2 protein-coding genes are annotated in these 1711 nt (G+C 53.8%); both read left to right on the plus strand.

The window, feature by feature from the left end; genetic code table 11:
* Positions 1–5 precede the first annotated feature (5 nt).
* Positions 6–137: a hypothetical protein gene (locus tag D5269_RS17715; RefSeq protein ID WP_243126962.1), complete on the plus strand. Its 132-nt coding sequence runs from the start codon at positions 6–8 to the stop codon at positions 135–137.
* Positions 138–710: 573 nt separating this feature from the next.
* On the plus strand, positions 711–1028 hold the full coding sequence (locus D5269_RS17720; RefSeq protein WP_120390755.1) for an HTH domain-containing protein: 318 nt from the start codon (positions 711–713) through the stop codon (positions 1026–1028).
* Positions 1029–1711: the final 683 nt, after the last annotated feature.

Consider the following 1711-nt stretch of genomic DNA (forward strand, 5'->3'; position numbering starts at 1 on the left):
GCTGGATGTTTGCCGGCGGTTTCAAACAGATTGACGGCAAGTGGTACTACTTTTATGCGGACGGTTCCATGTCGGTCAATACCGTGATTGACGGCAGGAAAATCGGGCCGGACGGCGCGGAAACAAAACAAAACTAAAAAATTCAAACAAACTGTTTTTTGAACCAAGCGTATCAGTCACGAGGTGGCAGGGGCAGAAAGCCCTTGCCGCCTTTCTTTTTTGCCGCTTTTGCGGGGAGGTGACAGCGTGGCGCGACCCTTTTGAGTTTCCTGATGCCGCCGGATGGCGGCATGGGCGAAATCTATCACATTTGATATTCCATAATTTCAAAAAGACGCAGGCAACCCCACGGTTGCCTGCGCCTTTTTTTCTTATCGACAGTTTTCCGCAGCATCTTCTGTCCGATTTCGGAGGATTCTGCGGAAAGATGTCGAAGAAAATCCGGCTTTTCCGCGCTTCTGGCGCTGTCCTGCCGGATTTTTTTGAAAAAAGCAAAAAAATTTTGAAACCGCGCGGGAAATGGTATGCCGCCCGCGCCCCGCCCCCTCTCCGGGAATCTAAAACCTATCCCACTTTCAAATTTTCGGAGGTAACAAGATGCGTAATCAAGCGGAAAAAATTTTTTTGAACTTTTTTCTTAAAGGGCAAGGTTCGCTTGCCCTTTACCAGATACCATTGGTTTCAGAGAGCAAGGGAAAGGGGGTGGACGCATGAATTATGCAGAACGGCGGGAAGCGATTCTGGAAGTGCTGTGCATAAGGCGGCACGATACATACCGCAACCTGGCATTTGAGTTTCAGGTTTCGAGAGAAACCATCCGGCAGGATATAGCTGTCCTCATGTGTTCCTACCCCATCGAAACGGTACGCGGTCGGCATGGCGGCGGCATCAAGATTGCGGACGGGTTTTACCTTTACCGCAAAAAACTGACAGCACGGCAGGCTGCGCTGCTTGTGAAATTAAGCGCCCAGCTTGCCGGGGACGACCTCGCCACGATTGACAGCATTCTCCGTCAGTTTGCTCCCTGAGCATGATCGATTGAACCTTGAAAAACAGCAGGACAGGCTCCTGTTCATAGTCAGTATGTAAGTGACTGCATCCTGCATCAGCCATTCCACGCCACGACTGCCTGCGGCCAGGGACAGCGAAAGGGGGTGAAAACCTCTGCCCCTGCCCGTCAAACCGATCACATCAAAGGCACGAGCGATACCGGCATGGCTGTCCGGCGCATGGCAGCGCCGCAGACGCGGGATGCACCGCAGACACCCGTATCGCAGGGTAAAAGGGAGGTACTGAGGGACTGGTATGGGCAGCTTCGTCACCTGCCGCCGCCGTCTGTCGGTATCGCGCCGGAGTGCCACACTGGGCTTGCATACTCCCGTGCCGGGGATGAGCAGTAAGGCGGTCATGCCGCCTGATAATACGGCACAGACTTTTAAGAAAGCTATTTAGCAGGAACCCGCGCCGGTCACATTTCCTCACAGAATGAGGGCGCAAAGCAGGCCCGCGCGGGCTTCTCCTTTCTTGCGGGATGCAAGACTTTACGCCACCAGGCAAACCGGCGGCGCAACGTGTTTCATCCGGCAGGAGAAAAACAAATAAAGCGGCTGTGGCCGAAAGAGGTGATAAAAATGCAGGTAAACATTGACCGTATCCAGGTCAATTCAGGACGGCGGGAAGCCCTCCCGGATGCCGTGCGGGAACTGGCGGA

Origin of the sequence: Anaerotruncus sp. 1XD42-93, from assembly GCF_009917605.1 — a bacterium.
In the GTDB taxonomy this organism is placed as follows: Bacteria; Bacillota; Clostridia; order Oscillospirales; family Ruminococcaceae; genus Anaerotruncus.

Coding starts and splice junctions, on each gene's coding strand:
- D5269_RS17715 (WP_243126962.1), top strand. CDS start 6: ATGTTTGCCGGCGGTTTCAAACAGATTGACGGCAAGTGGTACTACTTT.
- D5269_RS17720 (WP_120390755.1), top strand. CDS start 711: ATGAATTATGCAGAACGGCGGGAAGCGATTCTGGAAGTGCTGTGCATA.